Source organism: Rossellomorea aquimaris, assembly GCF_020172085.1.
Taxonomy (GTDB): Bacteria; Bacillota; Bacilli; order Bacillales; family Bacillaceae_B; genus Rossellomorea; species Rossellomorea aquimaris_E.
The window spans coordinates 72,151-90,882 of record NZ_JAIVAT010000003.1; the positions used below are offsets into that span (position 1 = coordinate 72,151).

Below are 18,732 nucleotides of genomic sequence, written 5' to 3' on the forward strand. Positions count from 1 at the left end.
TCCTACTATAATCAATCAATAAAGGGAGCGAGATACGGATGATAAAAGGATTCGGAGGAATCTTCTGGAGAACCAAAAACCTGGAAGAGGTAAAGAAATGGTACAGCGAAGTATTGAAGATCGAAATGGGAGATTGGAATGGAACCATGATTAAACCCGATTCAGAAAACGAAACGATCTTTTCTTTCTTCACGGAAGAGGACCCTTACTTCCCGACAGAACAGCAGGTTATGCTAAATTTCCAAGTACATAATCTTAACGAAACGATTGAGCATCTGAATCAAATCGGTGTACCTCTTGCAAAGGAAAAAGAGGTGAGTGAATTTGGTCAGTTTATTTGGATTAAAGATCCAGAGGGCAGACTGATTGAATTGTGGGAGAAATAATGGGGTGTGGAGATACGATAAGGAGAGTTGATTCTTTATGGAACTGACACCTTCCCAGCGTCAGGCGATGGATTATTTTACTGCCTATGCAGTTAAATTTAAAAAGGATTCTAGGGCGACCATCCAACACATCCTGAACATGTCCAATATTTCGTTTGAAGTGTTCGAACAAGTAGTTCATCAAATTAAAACTAACGCGCAAATCGGACTTCACTTCCATCCCGATCGACCAACTCCCGCGATGAAGAACGTTGCAGAATCCCTGCTTGAACTCGGGGAATATAAGAGTCAGTTTGAAACGTTCATATCAAATGGGAAGGTATCTCCCCATTCAGGTGGCGACCGGGATCAGTGGGAGGCGAGCCTCTTTGGCGGAGCCTATCAAACAGAGGGTATATTAATGAGCGAGCGGCCGAAGTACGGGGCATTGAACCTGATGGTACATCCTGATGGACCTTCTCCCCGGTTCGGCTCTTGTTATTTTTTATTATCGTCTAAGGTCTCAACCCGATCTACCTTTACATACCTGGACTCTCATCAAAATCCTTTCGAGAAGGGAACGTATCAGGAATTTGATATGATATTGGCTGCGCTGTTGGAAGAAATATTTTTAAGAGATTTTGCACTTGGGGAGAAGAATATGACTCCAACGAAGTTCGTTCATCATGTACTGAATCATCTTGAGCACGGCAGGAAAGGGATCGTGGCCAGTCGAAACCTGAATCATTATATAGAATCTCAGATTCACGGATCGATCTCTCTGAAAGAAGATGTAGAAGTACTGGTTGCAGATCCATCCTTCAAGAACACCACGGTGGGCAAAATCCTGGAGCAAATGTGCCTGAAATATGCTATCGGCCTTCAATGGCATATGGGCTTCATCCTTCATGTGGATGACGTTCCTTCTGATTTCAGAGGTCCAACCATGCCGTCATTGGCAAAGCGGATTTCTTTAGAAAATAAGATAGATGCTTACACCATTGGGCTGGCGGTCCAGGATCTGAAGCAGAATCCCAATGCCTGGATTGATCGGGGAACTTTCGAAGAAGTACTGCAGGAATTAAAGCTGCTATGGCATGTGCTCGTGAAGTACGGAAGACCGGTGGGAATTGATAGAGGTGGTTTTGCGTGAAAGAAAAATATGTGACTGTATTGGCTTTTAGTTTGATTGTTATTTGTGTTTTATTCAATAATTACTCGTTTCATCATGCAAAGCAGTCTTGTATTGAAAAAGAAAAGACTCCGATGGCTGAGAAGACATTTTTGGATTTTAAAGGGAGTGTATCGTGTAAATAGATTAGGTCTGGCCCTCGCTATGCGGGTCAGACCTGTTTAAGTATCTGCTAATAAAGCTATTCACTAATATTTCTTTCGTGCCCATTTCCTCAATTAGTTTCCACAGGCAATGTGCATCTCGCGGTTAAGGGGATATATGCAAAGATTATTCGACAAGAAGCTCATAAAATCGGATAGCAGCTCATATTTTTAAAATCCGGCTCATATCTTGTCCAAACTAGCTCATAAATTGTCCAAACCGGCTCATAAGTAAGGAAACAGAGGATGATATCCATCGTGGGAGAAGCTGTTATAGGCCTGAATATCATAAATGGGGATCTACCAACGCAAAGATATACCAAAAAATTCAAAACCCGTCCGATTTCGGACGGGTTTGAAAGAGTAGTAAATTCAGATGAGGGGAAATTCCATGTATCAGCACCATTAAGCAGGGTGCACTGAGATGGATCATCTCCGTAAGTATCGCTTTCTTATGCCAGTTATAGTGTCATGTTTACTTTGCTCTTACCATTGTAATATCTTCCACTTTCGCCAATACACACTTCTTATCTTCCGAACTCAATTCCACATATTCAGAATCATAGATCCAAAATATGGTGAACAACTCATCTTCATATTCTACAATATCGCCGAGATTATATTTCATTTTCTCTCCTTGAGGGAGATCGATCCATTCTCAGTGAACGGTGTATATTTTACCATTACTTTGGAACTAAAAATGTTCACTCTTTCATACTGAGAGGCTTTTCAGGTTGAAAATTATGATGAAATCGCAGGTGTACGCTGAAATTCACCAATAATTATTCTTCTGAGAATGTATGAACTGTACCCTGTCAAATTTTCAGACTGGTCCATTCGAAATGGAGCAAACACACGTTTGTCTGTGATATAATGGAAGTACACAACATAATACGGAAGATGGGGTAGCGGCTCACACTCCCAAGTGAAGGGAGGTGATACGCTAATGATTGCTGTAGGAGATGTATTACAAATTATGATTGCCTTTGGAACATTGATTGTAGCAATTGTCGCGGTTACACAAAAAAAGAAGTAACCATCGTCCCCACCGCTCATGAGGATCATTGATGATTACTTCGATTTCGATTGACTCTGAGTGAGCCGCTGCACTTTCGATGCAGTTTATGTTGTGGAGGAGTCCTGATTGCCGTCAGGGCTCCTTTTTTAGTGTACTTAACTACCTTTATTATATACATAACTCCATTCGTTAGTAAAGAATAGTGAATAAATGGATCATTTCCTGCCCAAAATAAAATAAAGTATTGACAAATTTATCCTGTGTCGTATAGATTATTTATAACATATATTGAATCACTTACATTCCATGACGAGAACGAGTAGGTATGGAGTCTGTTCTACAGAGAGTTGACGATGTGGTGGAAGTCAACGTTCAGATCATATTGAATATCCTCTCCGAGAAGCAAAGCTGAAGATACTTTAAGCTTTGACGGGTTTCCGCCGTTACAAGGAACGCGTATGATTGTACGTTGCATGAGAGCTGTCAGCTGAACCGAATAATGGTTTAAGGACAGAATCAGGGTGGTATCGCGGGTTACAAACTCGTCCCTAACATTGGTTAGGGGCGGGTTTTTTTATTTTATCAAAGAAGGTGTGATGACATGGAAAAGGTAAATGTAAGCGAAAAGTCGGTTGAAAGAGAGCAGCGGATCCAGGATTTCTGGAATTCGAATCATATTTTTGAAAAGTCAGTGGCTAACCGTGAAGGGGAAAAGACCTTCGTCTTCTACGAAGGCCCCCCGACAGCCAACGGTCTGCCACATGCTGGACACGTACTCGGACGGGTGATCAAAGATTTCGTCGCCAGGTATCAGACGATGCGAGGGTATCAGGTCAAGCGTAAAGCAGGTTGGGACACACACGGTCTCCCCGTGGAACTTGGCGTTGAAAAGAAAATCGGCGTATCAGGTAAACAGGAAATCGAGGAATACGGCGTAGAGAAATTCATTGATGAATGTAAAAAAAGTGTGTTCGATTATGAGAGACAGTGGCGTACTTTCACCGAGGCAATCGGATACTGGGTGGATATGGATGATCCTTATGTGACCCTCCAAAATGATTATATCGAAAGTGTCTGGCATATCCTTTCGAAGATCCATGAGAAAGGATTGCTCTATCAAGGACATCGGGTCGTCCCATACTGCCCAAGCTGCCAAACGTCCCTCAGCTCACATGAGGTGGCGCAAGGGTATAAGGATGTAAAAGATCTTTCTGCGACGGCTAAATTCAAAGTGAAAGGAAAAGAGCATGAATACTTTCTCGGCTGGACGACGACACCGTGGACGCTTCCATCCAATGTAGCCCTTGCCGTCCATGAAGATGTGGATTACGTGAAAGCGAGGCGTGGGGAAGAGACGTATATCCTGGCGAAGAACCTTGTGAAAGACGTGCTGGGAGACGACTTTGAAGTGGTAAGTGAACACAAAGGGCATGAATTTGTAGGGGTTTCGTACCAACCTCCTTTCGATAATCTTACCCTTGAACGTGGGCATGAAGTGATTTCGGCAGGGTTTGTAACGGACGACAGCGGAACCGGGATTGTTCATTTGGCTCCTGCTCACGGAGAAGATGATTACAATGCCATCAAAGAAAGCGGTTTGGATTTCGTCAATATCGTCGATGAGAAAGGCTGTTACACCAGTGATTTTAAACCTCTTGAAGGGGAATTCACCAAGGACAGCGACGTGAAGATCATCAAGATGCTGGCAGACAGCAACCTTCTTTTTTCAAAAGAAAAGTATGAACACAGCTATCCGCACTGCTGGCGCTGTGACTCACCGCTCATCTATTATGCGATGGAAGGATGGTTCATCAAGACAACGGCAATGAAAGATACGATCATCAAGAACAACCAATCCGTCGAATGGTATCCAGATCACATGAAAGAAGGCCGCTTCGGCAAGTTCTTGGAAAATATGGTCGATTGGAACTTAGGTAGAAACCGCTACTGGGGAACTCCGCTAAACGTCTGGGTGTGCGGGGATTGTGACCATCAATTCGTCCCGGGAAGTGTACAGGAGCTGAAAGAACATGCAAAAAGCGGCTGGAGTGAGGGTCTTGAGCTCCATAAACCGTATGTCGACGAAGTGATCGTGGAATGTCCATCCTGTTCCCATGAGATGAAGAGAACGAAAGAAGTGATCGATGTATGGTTTGACAGCGGTTCGATGCCGTTTGCCCAGTATCATTATCCATTTGAAAACGAAGAGTTATTTCAGCAACAATTCCCTGCAGATGTGATCGCAGAAGGGGTGGACCAGACGAGGGGCTGGTTCTACAGTCTGTTGACGGTTTCGTCACTCTTCACCGGGAAAGCGCCTTATAAGCGTGTCTTATCACTCGGGCATATCCTCGATGAAGACGGTCGTAAAATGTCTAAAAGCAAAGGAAATGTCATGAACCCAATGGAGCTCGTTGAGAAGTTCGGTGCTGATGCTCTCAGATGGGCATTACTTGCAGATAGTGCACCTTGGAATAATAAGCGCTTCTCAGAAAACGTCGTCAGCCAGGCAAAATCGAAGCTGGTCGACACGTTGAATAATGTCCATTCCTTTTACACCCTGTATGCAGTGATTGATGGATTTGACCCTGAGAAACACGCTGCCGGTACTCCTTCCCTGCTTGATCAGTGGATGGTATCACGATTGAATTCGGTGACCACAAATGTAACGGAGCATTTAGATGGATATGACTTTACCGCAGGGGCAAGAGAATTATCCATCCTGGTTGATCAGGTGAGTAACTGGTATATCCGCCGGTCACGTGAGCGATTCTGGAGCGAAGGACTTAATGAAGATAAACTGGCAGCGTACCATACGTTACATGAAGTATTAGTCAGTGTGAGCAGGTTGTTGGCACCGTTCACGCCGTTCATTGCAGAAGATATCCATATGAACTTAACGGGTGAAAGTGTGCATCTTGCTGATTTTCCTCATGCAAACCAGGATGACATCAACGGAGAGCTGGAAGCGGAAATGGATCGTGTTTTACAAGTAGTCGAGCTTGCCCGGTCCGCTCGGAATACGACAAATATCAAAACGAAGCAGCCATTATCCAGGCTTACGGTGGTGGGAGCAAAAGCTGATACAGGATCTCTTCAGAAGTATGAATACATCATAAAAGATGAAATCAATGTGAAGAACGTTCAATTGCAGGACCAAGCAGGGGATTCCGTACAGTATGAACTGAAGCTGAACTTCCCGATAGCCGGTCCGAAACTCGGTAAGCTGGTAGGAGTGGCACAGAGACAACTTCAATCTGTATCCTCTGAAGAAGCCAAAAAGATAGTGGAACAAGGATATTTTGACTTTGAATCTCCGACCGGGGAAGACGTTACGGTGGAAAAAGCTGATCTCATCGTTCATCAAAAAACACATCAAGGATTGGAGATGGTTTCAAATTCCCAGTTCAGCGTCTTCCTCGATACAACCATCACAGAGGATCTGCGGAAAGAAGGGAAAGCACGGGAGCTCATCCGTGCCGTTCAGCAATACAGAAAAGAACTGAACCTGCCAGTGGAACAGCGTGTGGACCTTGTATTGAATGTGGATGATTCAATGAAAGAAGTCGTGACACAATTTAAGGATTTACTGCAAAGCAGTCTTCTAATAAAAAGCATATCGTTTGAGAAGAGGGATGATATGAAGGCAATCGACATGGATGGGGTGACGATTGGGATATATGTAGGAGTGTAATCTAGAATGAAGGGCTTATCCAAGACTGGGTAAGCCCTTTTTAGATGAAATTTGTCTTGAGTATGATGAATGATTTTGAAATAATTGGAAGTAGGTTAAAAGACTCACAGAATCATGAAAGGGTGAAAATGATTTGAGCGAATACAAAGCCATGATCTTTGATTTGGATGATACCTTACTCGATCGGAATCAGGCAGTAGATAACATGTTCCTCTTTACGTTAGAGAACTGTTATGGGAATGTTGAAGAGGGCGTGAAGAAGGAGATGATGCGGAAGTTCAAAGAGTACGATAAGAGGTCTTATGGCATCAGTGACAAAACAACGGTTTTTGAAGCCCTTTTTGATGAATTTCCCCCCATCAATCGATTGCCGCAACATGAGATCAAAGCCTTCTGGAATGAGCATTTCCCTCAATGTTTTTCGATTAGCGAGCATACCATCAAGATTGTGAAGGCAATTAAAGAGCATATGAAAGTTGCCATCATTACAAACGGGATCACTCAGAGGCAAAAAGCGAAAATCAGAAACACTCGTTTACATGAATGTTTTGAGATCATCATGATTTCTGAGGAAGCTGGATACACTAAACCAGACAAACGCATATTTGATTTGGCTCTAGATAAGCTCCAAGTGCAGCCGGAAGAAGCATTATTCGTCGGTGATGATTTAGAAAAGGATATTCGCGGGAGCCAGGATGCGAATCTATTGGGTATATGGTTCAATCCGGATGGGATCCAAAATGAAACAGACATAAAACCATATGATGAGATTTCTTCGTTGGATGGATTATTGACCTATCTTACTCCTGAAGTCTTCTCTTGATTTAGGAGGAATAAGCTTGAGTATTGACTACTACCAGTTTTCAGCATTACCGGAAGACGCGGTTCTAAATGGAATCGCAGCATTACATCAGTCTATCTTTGGCACGTCGTACGATTTTAACAACAAACTGGCAAGTAAGCCCCGACTGATCATTCATATTGCGATGGACAATTCCAAAGTGATTGGATATAAAATCGGGTATGAACTGGATGAGCATACCTTCTACAGCTGGTTAGGCGGAGTGGATCCAGACTATCGCAAACACGGCATTGCCTCTGAGTTAATGAGAAGGCAGCATCACGATTTGAAGGAAAGTGGATATGCTGTAGTGCAAACCAAGACAATGAATCGATGGCGCAGTATGCTGATCTTGAATATAAAAAACGGATTTGATGTCATCGATACGTATACGGACGAGAAAGGCTTACATAAAATCATTCTTGAAAAAAAGTTATAACAGAGCGGGGGAAAGTTCCATGCTAAATGGCTTGTCAACCAATGAGGCAATCGCTGTGAAGGGCACCACTTCAACTATTAAGTTGAAAACTCTATGTATCTATCTGATTCTATTGGCAGTTCCTGGTTATTTTATCAACAAACTTCCGATTCAGGGTGTCAACTATGAAGGATTGAAAGGACTCATTTGGTTTGTCTATTTTATGATCGTTACGCTGTGTTTCAGGGATATAAGGGTTGTTATCGCTCCGCTCCTAAACGTCAAAGCATTCAAAAAGCCTGGCACCTATGGATGGATTCTCCTTACCTTTATGCTCCCCTACGCCTTGCTGCATCTTTGCCTTTATTTCGAAGTGTTACTCGACAAATATTATATATTTTATTTTAAAAATCATATGGTACATGCAAGCAATTGGAGGCAGACGGTGGATGTGGCGATCCTTACCCCGATAACAGAAGAAATGGTGTTCAGGGGCATTTTGCTGACAATCCTATTGAGGTTTGTGAAGTCGTACTGGGCAATCGGTATTACATCGATCCTGTTCGCACTCATTCATTTTTCGGATTTGTGGATGTTTCCGCTATTGGGAGGTTTCCTTTTGACAATGACAGCGTATAAGACAAAATCGATCCTTCCGGCGATGGTCGCTCATTCACTGTGGAATTTATATATGGCGCAGTTGTTTCTTTATTTTTAGGGGGAATGGAGATACCCAAATCCTAAAGATAGGAGAACAAATCTATGAAAAAAATCAGTTTTATAATAGGTGTGATCATCCTGATTGTCATCCTGGCAAATTTACATACGATACTAGAGCAAGTCAAATGGTATTCATTAGAAGATAATAAAAAAGTGGCAACCGAAACAAAGGTAGTTACGTTCCCTGAACTTTTCGATCTCTTACATCGACAACGAGAATTGGCCGCAGAATTGGAGGATACCGTCACCTATTCATTGATAGGCGATGAAATTAGAAAAGGTGCTGATGATGCTTCTGATTACGAAAGGTTTTTGATGCACAATGATTCCATCACAAAAATTAAAGTGAGGCTGCCGATCACAACCTACCAAGACGATGATAAAACCCTTGAATTTATATCAGGAAAAGGAGAAGTGATAGGAATATTCGAGGACGGGCGGTGGAAAGGGTTTGACGGCTCTTGGGAGGATTTAATGAAAAAGGATCATTCGAATGGTCATGAATAAAGCGAATGAATAGATAAACGGGCGAAATAAATTAAGACAGCACAGAGATGATCATCTCTGTGCTGTCTTAAATGACGAAATGAGATTAATATTTTTTACTATAAAGATACTTCAACAATACCTTGAGAAATAAAATGAAAAATAAAGTCACAATCAACGTATGGAAAATGGTGTGATTGTAATATCCTGAAACGATGGTGGCAATGGCGATGCTGCCAGCCATGATGGTGAAGCTCATCGATTCTGACTTTGCTTCAATCATTTTCTTTCTTTCGTCGTTCATTTCGATATATAGTTGTTTTAGTTTTTGTGTATTCTTTAAAGAAGCACGTAATTTTTTACTTTTTAATAGGAAAATAATCTGTAACCCAATAAATACCCCAATCTAGACCCCGTGAGTGAAATCATCTTTTACCCATATTTGCACATCTAATGTTGTGGGAATCAGGATCACTAGAAAGGATATCGCACTAATGAGATGATATAGTTTTATTTTCGTATGGATCCCTCTTTGAAATTCTTCCATCTTATAACTCCTCCTTTTCAGATTCGGAAAAATCAAATACATCTTCAATGGTTAAATTGAAAAATCTCGAAATCTTGTAAGCTAAAACTAATGAAGCCGTATACTTTTCATTCTCTAATGACGTAATGGTCTGTCTTGAGACGCCGACTGATAATGCCAGCTCTTCTTGGGTGATCTTATGTTTTTTCCTTAATTCTTGGATCCTGGTTTTCATATGCCCTCCGATGTAAAGTCTGCTTTACACTTTTGGTATAGTTAACTTTACATTTTACGTCAAGCTAACTTTTCATATTTTTTAGAAATTTCTTTATTGAACGGTAAAATGTTCTTTAACAAATAAAAATAAGCAGTCCAATTATGTTCGGACTGCTTAAGAAAGATCTTGTCTTTCTATTTTTGGTGGTTATACCCCCGTTCCCCATACGGCTGCACTTTCTCCAACCACTTATCTTCCAACTCAGCCAGTGCTTCCTTTTCAGTAACAAAAGGATCATCATTCTTTTTCAATTTTTCCAGCAGCTCAAAGGTAAATGCCTCTTTACCGAACTGCTTCCATTCTGCTTGTAATGCTTTGCTGGTAGTGAATCCGTTGTTTTCGAGCATGAACTTGATGCCGTTCAGGGTCTTCAAGTTTTTCGTACTTCCGATGTAGATTTTATTGTTTTGTACATTTTTGATTTGAAAGATCCCTGCTTCAACTGGTGTTTCTTTATACTGCTGTTTTAATTCTCTTTTTCGATCCATGGTTTTCTCCTCCTGCATTAACATTCATTTTTTTACCCAATACTTGCTTCCGTCCGGTTTACGGTCTAAAAAGCCGTATTCAATAAGATATCGTCTGATGAGCACATAATCATCATACATGCTCTTTAATAGTTGATTTAATTCTTTTTCGTCGTAATGGTCATTTTCTTTTAGTTGTTTTGATATTTCACGAAGGATGACCAATCTCTGTTTTTCCTTTGGAGGAAATTTCGTCAATATCCCCTCAGAGAAGTATTTCTTCAGTATTTTATCCTGTTCCTCCTGAGTGATATTGTATCGTTCATCGACCATGGTGGCGGTTTGATGAACGGGGACAAACGTCGGGGCATTTTCATCTTTTTCTTTCAGTAATTCCATCATGGTCAGGAAGGTTTTTGCCTGACGCTCCTTTTCTTTTAGGGCAAAACGGTGATGACGGATCGTGGAGGCACTGCCGATATCCAATTCTTCTTGAACCTCTTTGTCATTTTTCCCTTGATAAAATAAGCTCAACAATCGCTTTTGATGATCCGTAAGGCCGGTAAGCTTTTTATCCATTGCGATTAAAAAGTCAAATACAGAACTGTGCGTTTGTTCAATATGAACACGTATATATTTTTCAGCTAGATAAAATTTATCTTCGTAAGGGTATACCATCCCTTTTTCGATGCTCTCTCCACACATAAGACAGACAAATGAATCCTTTTCTTCAAGAAATCCTCTTTTCATTTCTTCTAAAGAGGCACTCCAAAACTGGTTGGAAAGCTCCATTCATAAACACTTCCTATTCTCTTAACTTATATATTAAACGATAGTTTATATTGTTGGTTAATTTATAAACATAATATTATTTTGTTTGTTAAATGTCAATGGGTTGTTAATGTTTTATCAGCTCCGCTTCCACCAATCAGCCGTCTTGTCCAAGCATCCAATCACAGTCTAGACCTGATGGTAAGGGCGTGGTATCTTCAGATAATAGGGGGATGTAAACCTTAAATAAATGGAACGGTAGGCGAATCGGATGACGGACGTGACGAACGTAAAATGTGAAAACATAACGGAAGAAATCATTCAAAATTATAAACAAAAGGGGTTTGAGTTGGTATTTCAGGAATATGTGATGGAACACACTTTAACTGAAATTCCTCAGATTGAATCCTCTTTTCCTGTGATTTTCAAGAGCTGGTCACCATCGTTGAAAGAGCAATTTTTTGAAGTGTACCAGACATCCTTCAAAGACCGTCCGGGATTTCCGGGATGGCCAATGGAGAAATGGGTGGAGTGGATATCCTCCGGCGCAGATTTTTTACCAGAACGGTCCTATTTAGCAACTATAAATAACCATTCTGTAGGGTTCATTACCTCCGATAAAGAAACCGACAAAATCGGGTACATCATTCAAGTGGGTGTGATTCCGGAGTTGAGGGGAAAGGGAATTGCTGCGATCCTGACATGCAAATGCCTGGAGGCTTTCCGTTATGATGGCATGACATCTGCCACTCTTCATGTGAATCAAAATAATCCCGGAGCCATAAAGCTATATGAACGGTTAGAATTTAAGACTGTTCGTAAAAGGGGCACATTTGAAAGACGAGAGAGATGATAGTAAAGCGTATCCAGAGTTAAAGGATACGCTGATTTTTTTTAAAAAAAGGATAGTAATGAAGATAAAGAGAATGTTTAAAGCAAAAGGAGGTCCTACTGATGAAAGAACATATCATGGAAGTCATGAAACAAATCGAAATCGATCACGACGTGAAAATTTTATTCGCCTGCGAATCTGGGAGCAGGGCATGGGGCTTTCCCTCTAAGGACAGCGACTATGACGTCCGGTTCATTTATATCCATAAACCTAACTGGTATTTATCCATCGATCAGAAGAGGGATGTGATCGAAATTCCGGCCAGGGACACTGTCTCCATTCCCACCGACCCGTTGTTGGACATGAGTGGGTGGGAGCTGACAAAGGCACTGAGATTATTTCGGAAATCAAATCCGTCTATTCTCGAGTGGCTTACATCAACGATCGTATATGCTCAACCCTATTCTGTTGTCGAGCAACTAAAGGAACTGGAACAGAAGCTATTTTCACCCGTCTCCAGTCTGTACCACTATTTAAATATGGCGAAGAGCAACTTTCGCGATCATGAAGAAGGCGGGATTAAGAAATATTTAAATGTGCTTCGTCCCTTGCTGGCTGCCCAATGGATTGGGAAATATCATGCGAGCCCGCCGATTGAATTTCAGGAGCTGGTTGAAGACCTGCTGCCGGCGGGTGAGGTGAAAGATGCGGTCGCAACGTTGTTGAAACGGAAGATAATGGGGGAGGGACTGAACGTTGAGCCATGGCCGTATGAGATGGATGAATATGTATCTGAAAAAATCCAGCATTTAGAAACGTATGTGAAGTCGCTTAAGGTCGATCGTTCTGACCCGACAGAGGAGCTAGACAAATTGTTCAGGAATGCGTTGAGAGAAGTTTGGCATGAAGAGTGGACGGATTTTGTTGGAGGTAATAAATGATTGACGTACGATTAAGGACCGTTTGTTGAAAAATTAATAAAATTAAGGTTGAAACAGATCTATATTCCTTGGTGAGCCAAGAATTTCAAGCTGGTTATGGGCAGGGGGCTCTTTTTTAATGTCTTCTTTATTGATGCGAGGAAGAGACAGCGATTAATTGCGTCATTTCCGGGCATGATTGCGTCATTTTTTAATTAATTGCGTCATTTTCCCGATAATTGCGTCGTTTTTTTATTTTTTGCGTCATTTTCCATTTATAACCATTTCTCGCTAATACCCCATAGCTACAATGTCACCTTACCCTCTTGCCCCTCCCCCTATTAAGCCAATACATAAGAAAAAATCCCAACGTAATTCCACCACTCAAGCTCAGAATGAAAGTCACCTCATAATGTCCAATCAAGGATAAGACCACATGCACAATGAACCCAACAATAAATGGAAAGTACCAGCGATTCATAAAAACACCCCCTTATTAGACTAAAGATTTTATACTCAAAATGTTGTATTTCAAACGCTGCATTCTATCACCAATACCCAAGTTCATCCTTATCAAACCAGCAAACTAAGCTTATAATGGAAATATATTCTTACTCATATTCCAGAAAGAGGTGATTCCATGAAACTCACTTTCTTAAGCATTCTCCGCCTGGTCATGCTCACCATGATCAGTTACATCTATTATTCTTCTGTAGAAGCACCTACAAATGCACAAATGATCTATGTAATCATAGGGATAACCGGGTTCATCCTAAATCATTTTTTGCTTTTGTACATACGGAAACATACATATTATCCACTTCCACTTGCCCTTGATTTCATCTTAATTACAGGATTCGTCTTTTTTTATCCAGCGTCGTCCCTTTATCTGATCCTGTTCGGGGTAAGTACAGTGACGCTGTTCTTATTTACTGAAAACAGACGGATACTCTGGGCATTTTCTATTGCCTTTTTCATCATTTGGGCAGGTTCTATGTACTATATTTATAAAGTTACCGGCACCTTTTCCCTCATGGAAAACCTTATTAACTTTAGCTTAATCGTGTTTGAGGCAGTCGTCGGTCGCCTTATCTACAGACTTTTTCATGCACGTGCGAAAATTGAAACCCAGTACGGCGAACTGCAGGAAACCCATACAGCGCTAACCTCCGCTCATGAGCAATTACATCACTACTCAAAACAGGTGGAGGAGTTGACCCTCATCCGAGAACGAAACCGGATTTCCGGGGAAATCCATGATACGGTCGGTCACAAAATGACCGCCCTCCTCGTTCAGCTTCAGGTAGCTAAGGAGCTGATGGAATCCCGCCCTGATATGAGCAAACAGAAGATTCAGCTCTGTGAAGATTTGGCTAGGGAGTCCCTTCAGGAAATACGCCTGTCGGTAAGGACCTTGAAAGATCACGATCAGCCGAAATCCTTTGTCACGACGATAAGAAAGATGCTGGGGGATTATCAGAAGATGACCGGACTTGTATCAAGTTTCACGGTCAAAGGTGATGTCATGGTGATACCGATCTCGGTACAACTAGACCTGACCCGCGTCATACAGGAATCGATCACCAATGCCGTCCGGCACGGCCAGGCGAAGGAATGCAGCGTCATCCTCGAAGTCTCGGAATCTATCGTAGAAATCAGTATTAAGGATGACGGAAAAGGTTCAGGGGAAATCCATCCCGGGTTTGGCTTAAAGCATATGAGGGACAGAATTCATGAACATGGAGGAACCACCGCATTTGAAAGTACGAAAGAAGGGTTCCTTGTGAAAGCAGCGGTACCGCTGATAGAGATGAAATGGCAGATGGGGGGATCATAAATGGTCAGAATTTTAATCGTTGATGATCAGGAATTAATGAGGGACGGACTTGCGACGATATTAGATCTAAGAGAAGAAATCGATGTGACTGGGGTCGCGTCTAATGGGAAGGAAGCTTTTGAGATAGCAGGTGAACTCCGTCCGGATATCGTCCTGATGGACATCCGCATGCCAATCGCGAGCGGAGTGGAAGGAACGAAGCTCATCACAACCGCCTATCCGGACATCAAGGTTCTCATGCTCACCACCTTCAATGACAGTGAGCTCATCTTTGAAGCACTGGAAGAAGGGGCAAGCGGATATTTGTTGAAAGATATGCCGACGGATGCCATCGTTCAGGCGATTATGACGGTTCAATCGGGTGGCATGGTGCTCCCGAAAGAACTAACAGGGGATATCGTGAGGGAAATGAGAAGGAAGCAGCCCACAGAACAAATCAACACAGTACCGGAAATTGTGAAGGAACTGACGGAACGGGAACTGGAGGTACTGAATAAACTCGGTCTCGGACTGAACAACAAGGAGATTGCGGGGGAACTGTATATTTCAGAAGGCACGGTAAAGAATCATGTTTCCAATCTTATCAGCAAGCTTCAGCTGAGGGACCGGACCCAGGCGGCCATCTTTGCCGTCCGTTATCACATTACGGATTATTGAACCATGACTTTCAGCATAGTACTCCTATGAAATACAGCTATCAAAGCTGTATTTTTTTATGTTCAATTTCTATCGCTGGAGGGATTTGGAAAGAGGAGATCCCCGCTATACTTTAAGTATAGTCAAAGAAAAAAGGGTGTGGAGATATGTTAGAGGTGAAAGATCTGAAGAAAAGCTATGGGAAAAAAGAAGTCGTGAAGAACGTTTCCTTTACGATCGAAAAGGGCGAGTCGTTCGGACTGCTTGGACCGAATGGAGCAGGAAAATCAACGACGATTTCGATGATTTGTGGACTTGTGCCGTACGATCAGGGGGAAGTACTGGTGGCGAGTCAATCGGTGAAACAATTTCCTGTGCTGATTAAAAAGAAAGTCGGAGTAGTCCCTCAGGAAATCGCCCTCTACCCAACCATGTCCGCGAGGGATAATCTGCTGTTCTGGGGAAAAATGTACGGTCTGACCGGAGCACAGGCAAAGAAGCGAGTGGAGGAAGTACTCGACATCGTAGGATTGAAGGATCGGGGAAAGGACCGCATTGAAACCTTCTCAGGCGGGATGAAGCGGAGAATCAATATCGGTGCTGCCTTAATGCATGAACCGGAGCTGTTGATCATGGATGAACCGACGGTGGGAATCGATCCACAGTCTCGAAATCATATCTTAGAGACAGTCAAAGCATTGAATGAAAAAGGTATGACTATCATCTACACGAGTCATTACATGGAGGAAGTCGAGTTCCTATGTAACCGCGTCGGCATCATCGATCACGGAGAAGTAATCGCCCTTGGGACGAAGGCGGAATTATGCAGCCGACTCACGGGAAGCAGTTTCATCCAAATGAAGGTCGAAAGTTTATCGGATGACGCGATGAAAGCTCTGAAAAATACTGTAGAAAACGGGCAAGTGACTTTTCAACAAGATACCGGAATCATCGAGGTGTTTACGCCGAACCCACAGGAAGCCATGGCATCCATCATCACGACTGCCGTCCATGCGGGATTGAAGATCGAATCCGTTGAAATCAAAGAATCAAATCTTGAGACGCTTTTCCTGCAGCTGACAGGACGAACGTTACGGGATTAGGAGGAGAAAGAAATGAGCCTGTTCACCATAGCATGGAAAGATATCAAAATCCGTCTCAAAGATCGCAAGTCCTTTATCACACTATTACTCATGCCGATTATCCTGACAGCCATCCTCGGTTCTGCTTTAAGCGGGGTGTTCAGTGAAAATGGATCGCTTCCCGAACTGACTGCAGGTGTCGTTGTGACGTCACAAGATGAACTGACAGACCAATTTCTTCATGACACTCTCCAGGGAAAAGAATTGAAGGAAAGCATCACCTTAAAGAAGTTTAAAACAGAAGCAGACTTACGTAACGCCATCGAGGAAGGGAAGGTGGATGCTGGCCTTGTATTTCCAGACCGTTGGGGGGAAGGACTGTTTAAAGGGGAAAATCAACCGATTAAAATGTTCAAAGATCCCGGCAAAGACCTTCCATTCTCCATCCTTTCTACCATCACCGAATCCTTCACCAATCGGGTAACAACCGTATCGGCTGCAACAAGGACAGTAGGGGAAGAACTGACGTCGTCTGTGCCGGTTTCCAATCAGAGTATTGATCTTTCCAGTACCATGAAGGATCTTTCAGAAAAACTTACAACGATTGCAGATAGTGAGGCAAACGGGGTCGTCTCTGAAAAAGATGGCAAGGAGCCCCTTTCCGGCATGCAGTATTATGCAGCCGCCATGGGAGCCATGTTCATTCTGTTCAACACCACCATGGGTGCTAAAACGATCATTCAGGAGCGGAATACCGACACATTGGCAAGGTTGATGATCAGCCCTATCCGTCATTCATCCATCATAGGAGGAAAGTTCCTCGGAACTCTTTCGTTCACCATCCTTCAGTTCACGGTGTTTGTTTTCGCCACCCACTTTTTATTCGGTGTGGACTGGGGCAGTAATGTAGCGCAGCTTGTTCTGATGGGCCTCGCTTACTCCTTTTCGGTTTCGGGTCTAGCGATGATGCTTGCCGGTTTTATGACTGAAGAAAAGACGGTCGACTCCATCGGGGGAATTGGCGTTCAGGTTCTCGCTCTCCTCGGAGGTTCCATGATCCCACTAGCTTCGTTTCCAGAAACCTTACAGAAAGTTGCGGGCATCGCTCCAAATAAATGGGCACTTGGCGGCATACTTGACATCATGAAGGGAACGTCGTGGGATGCACTTACCCTGCCTGTCACCGTACTCATACTGAGCGGCATTGTGGCACTGTGGATTGGTTCACTGAAATTAAAACTTAGATAAGGAGAGAAATAGAATGAGGAAAATCATCAGCATAGCCCGCTTTGAAATTAAACGACTCTTTCAAAAACGCCGGACACTTCTGCTTCTGTTCGGAATGCCCTTATTATTCACCTTCATCTTTGGCGGAGCCGTAACGGGAAATGGGGAATATAAACCGGAGATTTCGGTGGTCGACGAGGACCAGACGGATTTATCTCAGGAATTGATCAATGAAATGAAAGCAACCGACACTTTCACATTTAAAGTGGAAAATGGAAAGTCCGTTGCAGAGAAATTCGATCATCAGGAAATCACAGGATATATACGAGTGGAACAAGGACTTGAAGAGACATTGCTAAACCAGGAAACACCTGAAGTCGTCTTTGTGTCCTCTCCATCCTTCGAAGGGGCAGCACTTGTCGAGCAACTCATCAATGACAGCCTCGTAAAGCTGAAGATCAGTACAACGGCCGCCGGATTTTATCAAGATGCTACGGGAGAGAATCCTGCTGCCATCCAGGAGAAAATCTCAGATGAATTGAAAACTTTACCAGCAGCCGTTGAAACCGTCTCGGTTACCAAGAATGAAGACCTCCAAACGATGAACAATCTGACAGCACGCTCTGCCGGTTTCACGATCATGTTCGTGATGATTGCCATGCTATCCAGTACCGGAATCCTTCTCGAAGCACGACAAAACGGTGTCTGGTACCGGATGATGTCGACACCTGCCACCAAGGTCGAACTATTATGTGGATACATGCTGGCCTTTTTCCTTATCGGCTGGATCCAGTTCGGGATCCTGATGACGCTGTCTCAGAAGATCTTTCACATCGAATGGGGGAACACGTTCGCCAACATGATTCTCGTTTCAAGCCTGCTTCTCTGCACCATTGGACTCGGGCTCTTCATCGCCGGTTTCGTCAAAACGTCAGAACAGCAATCCGTCTTCGGGAACCTGATCATCATCTCCACCTGCATGCTTGCCGGCGTTTACTGGCCGGTCGAAATTATGCCGGAAGCGATTCAGAACGTTGCGAAGTTCCTTCCGCAGTATTGGGGAATGGAGGGGTTTGCTGAGTTGACGGTAAGAGGCGGCGGGATTTCTGATATCGCTGCACCGGTTGGGGTCCTGCTTGGGTTTGCGGTTGTGTTTTTAATGGTTGGATTGAGAAGGGTAAGGTTTGAATAGAAGGTAAGAGGATATCTGAATGTTCTGTCCTAGGAGAGCAGTTTAGTAGATATAATATAAGACCACTTCTCGGAATAGAGAAGTGGTC

The 18,732-nt window shown here is 43.0% G+C and carries 21 protein-coding genes and 1 other annotated feature; of the genes, 15 read left to right on the forward strand and 6 right to left on the reverse strand.

Translation table 11 applies throughout. The features are described from left to right. Positions 1-38 precede the first annotated feature (38 nt). Both LCL96_RS00975 and LCL96_RS00980 read left to right on the forward strand, forming a co-directional pair. A complete protein-coding gene (locus tag LCL96_RS00975; protein WP_224939632.1) occupies positions 39-386 on the forward strand; it encodes a VOC family protein in 348 nt (115 codons plus the stop codon). Between the two features lie 37 nt (positions 387-423). Next, a complete protein-coding gene (locus LCL96_RS00980) occupies positions 424-1,518 on the forward strand; it encodes a DUF3626 domain-containing protein (protein ID WP_224939633.1) in 1,095 nt (364 codons plus the stop codon). A gap of 657 nt (positions 1,519-2,175) precedes the next feature. Here LCL96_RS00980 and LCL96_RS00985 read toward each other — a convergent pair. Next, complete coding sequence (locus LCL96_RS00985) at positions 2,176-2,328, reverse strand: hypothetical protein (protein WP_224939634.1); 153 nt, start codon at positions 2,326-2,328, stop codon at positions 2,176-2,178. Between the two features lie 318 nt (positions 2,329-2,646). Here LCL96_RS00985 and LCL96_RS00990 point away from each other — a divergent pair, with 318 nt between their 5' ends. The 6 genes from LCL96_RS00990 (at position 2,647) to LCL96_RS01015 (ending at position 8,898) form a co-directional block, all read left to right on the forward strand. Continuing rightward, a complete protein-coding gene (locus LCL96_RS00990) occupies positions 2,647-2,736 on the forward strand; it encodes a putative holin-like toxin (protein ID WP_219927342.1) in 90 nt (29 codons plus the stop codon). Positions 2,737-3,015: 279 nt separating this feature from the next. Then, positions 3,016-3,271, forward strand: a binding site (T-box leader). A gap of 48 nt (positions 3,272-3,319) precedes the next feature. After that, positions 3,320-6,412: an isoleucine--tRNA ligase gene (gene ileS / locus LCL96_RS00995; RefSeq protein WP_224939635.1), complete on the forward strand. Its 3,093-nt coding sequence runs from the start codon at positions 3,320-3,322 to the stop codon at positions 6,410-6,412. Between the two features lie 151 nt (positions 6,413-6,563). Beyond that, positions 6,564-7,235: an HAD family hydrolase gene (locus LCL96_RS01000; protein ID WP_224941251.1), complete on the forward strand. Its 672-nt coding sequence runs from the start codon at positions 6,564-6,566 to the stop codon at positions 7,233-7,235. 16 nt (positions 7,236-7,251) lie between these two features. Further along, positions 7,252-7,692, forward strand: coding sequence for a GNAT family N-acetyltransferase (locus LCL96_RS01005; protein WP_224939636.1), 441 nt, complete (start codon positions 7,252-7,254; stop codon positions 7,690-7,692). A gap of 19 nt (positions 7,693-7,711) precedes the next feature. Continuing rightward, on the forward strand, positions 7,712-8,389 hold the full coding sequence (locus LCL96_RS01010) for a CPBP family intramembrane glutamic endopeptidase (RefSeq protein WP_224939637.1): 678 nt from the start codon (positions 7,712-7,714) through the stop codon (positions 8,387-8,389). A gap of 44 nt (positions 8,390-8,433) precedes the next feature. After that, positions 8,434-8,898 (forward strand): hypothetical protein, encoded by a 465-nt coding sequence (locus LCL96_RS01015; protein WP_224939638.1) that lies wholly within the window; start codon positions 8,434-8,436, stop codon positions 8,896-8,898. 85 nt (positions 8,899-8,983) lie between these two features. On the opposite strand, the gene LCL96_RS01020 is transcribed toward LCL96_RS01015, so the two are convergent. From LCL96_RS01020 to LCL96_RS01040, 5 genes are all read right to left on the reverse strand, one after another. Next, positions 8,984-9,160 carry a hypothetical protein gene (locus LCL96_RS01020; RefSeq protein WP_224939639.1) on the reverse strand — a complete coding sequence of 59 codons (177 nt, stop codon included), beginning with the start codon at positions 9,158-9,160 and terminating at the stop codon, positions 8,984-8,986. A gap of 123 nt (positions 9,161-9,283) precedes the next feature. Continuing rightward, the gene (locus tag LCL96_RS01025; protein ID WP_224939640.1) at positions 9,284-9,424 is read right to left on the reverse strand and encodes a hypothetical protein; all 141 of its coding nucleotides are present in this window, start codon (positions 9,422-9,424) and stop codon (positions 9,284-9,286) included. Position 9,425: 1 nt separating this feature from the next. Continuing rightward, on the reverse strand, positions 9,426-9,638 hold the full coding sequence (locus LCL96_RS01030) for a helix-turn-helix transcriptional regulator (RefSeq protein ID WP_224939641.1): 213 nt from the start codon (positions 9,636-9,638) through the stop codon (positions 9,426-9,428). Positions 9,639-9,814: 176 nt separating this feature from the next. Further along, positions 9,815-10,168: a GIY-YIG nuclease family protein gene (locus tag LCL96_RS01035; RefSeq protein ID WP_224939642.1), complete on the reverse strand. Its 354-nt coding sequence runs from the start codon at positions 10,166-10,168 to the stop codon at positions 9,815-9,817. A gap of 24 nt (positions 10,169-10,192) precedes the next feature. Next, entirely contained in the window at positions 10,193-10,939 is a 747-nt protein-coding gene (locus LCL96_RS01040) for a DUF2087 domain-containing protein (RefSeq protein ID WP_224939643.1), read from the reverse strand. Positions 10,940-11,189: 250 nt separating this feature from the next. Between LCL96_RS01040 and LCL96_RS01045 the strand changes: the two genes are divergently transcribed. The 7 genes from LCL96_RS01045 (at position 11,190) to LCL96_RS01075 (ending at position 18,644) form a co-directional block, all read left to right on the forward strand. Then, positions 11,190-11,771 carry a GNAT family N-acetyltransferase gene (locus tag LCL96_RS01045; protein ID WP_224939644.1) on the forward strand — a complete coding sequence of 194 codons (582 nt, stop codon included), beginning with the start codon at positions 11,190-11,192 and terminating at the stop codon, positions 11,769-11,771. 101 nt (positions 11,772-11,872) lie between these two features. Next, positions 11,873-12,691 (forward strand): DNA polymerase beta superfamily protein, encoded by an 819-nt coding sequence (locus tag LCL96_RS01050; protein ID WP_224939645.1) that lies wholly within the window; start codon positions 11,873-11,875, stop codon positions 12,689-12,691. A 619-nt stretch (positions 12,692-13,310) separates the two neighbouring features. Next, positions 13,311-14,507 (forward strand): sensor histidine kinase, encoded by a 1,197-nt coding sequence (locus tag LCL96_RS01055; RefSeq protein WP_224939646.1) that lies wholly within the window; start codon positions 13,311-13,313, stop codon positions 14,505-14,507. Next, entirely contained in the window at positions 14,508-15,164 is a 657-nt protein-coding gene (locus tag LCL96_RS01060; RefSeq protein WP_224939647.1) for a response regulator, read from the forward strand. Positions 15,165-15,310: 146 nt separating this feature from the next. Next, positions 15,311-16,246, forward strand: a complete 936-nt coding sequence (locus LCL96_RS01065; RefSeq protein ID WP_224939648.1) for an ABC transporter ATP-binding protein — start codon at positions 15,311-15,313, stop codon at positions 16,244-16,246. Positions 16,247-16,258: 12 nt separating this feature from the next. Next, positions 16,259-17,473: an ABC transporter permease gene (locus LCL96_RS01070; RefSeq protein WP_224939649.1), complete on the forward strand. Its 1,215-nt coding sequence runs from the start codon at positions 16,259-16,261 to the stop codon at positions 17,471-17,473. Positions 17,474-17,486: 13 nt separating this feature from the next. Then, a complete protein-coding gene (locus tag LCL96_RS01075; protein WP_224939650.1) occupies positions 17,487-18,644 on the forward strand; it encodes an ABC transporter permease in 1,158 nt (385 codons plus the stop codon). Positions 18,645-18,732: the final 88 nt, after the last annotated feature.